Origin of the sequence: Nostoc sp. CALU 1950, assembly GCF_051172895.1 — a bacterium.
GTDB lineage: Bacteria > Cyanobacteriota > Cyanobacteriia > Cyanobacteriales > Nostocaceae > Nostoc > Nostoc edaphicum_A.
In genome coordinates, this window is record NZ_JBDNJQ010000420.1 from 1 (window position 1) to 502 (window position 502).

1 protein-coding gene is annotated in these 502 nt (G+C 40.2%); it reads right to left on the minus strand.

Annotated features, from left to right (window positions below; translation table 11 throughout):
* Positions 1–65: 65 nt before the first annotated feature.
* On the minus strand, positions 66–434 hold the full coding sequence (locus ABF638_RS38270) for a hypothetical protein (protein ID WP_435027934.1): 369 nt from the start codon (positions 432–434) through the stop codon (positions 66–68).
* Positions 435–502: the final 68 nt, after the last annotated feature.

Below are 502 nucleotides of genomic sequence, written 5' to 3' on the forward strand. Positions count from 1 at the left end.
CTCTGATTAACTCAGCCCTGCTGGGTCATTTTGTATGGCTTAGTCTAAACTCCAGCAGATAAGATTCATTCATTAATTGTCGGTAGAGATATCCTTCCATACGGCAAAGGCTTATCGAAATTAATCCCAAATCCTTCATTAGGCTGCTGTTTCCATGCCAAGTGATACCGAATCACTTGATGAATGTCGTAAGCACAACGAGCCTCTTCTGGGACACGCTCATCTCTGATTCCAAAATGTGCTTGTTTTGGCATCAAGGTAATTACGCTGTTTAGTGCTTTTAAAGTTTCGGTCAATTCTTGATATCGAGCCTCTGGCAATGAACTAAAAAGCCAAGCCACTTCTTCAAGTTGTCCCATGTAGATCCGGGATAGAAGTTCACAAGCCTTTGAAATCACACTTAATTGTTCATCGCTCAGTTCTAAGGTTGCCATGTCTACCCGTTATTTCAAAAGTGTTGAATGTTAAGAAAAATCCGATAAAAACAGCCCAAAATATGTTA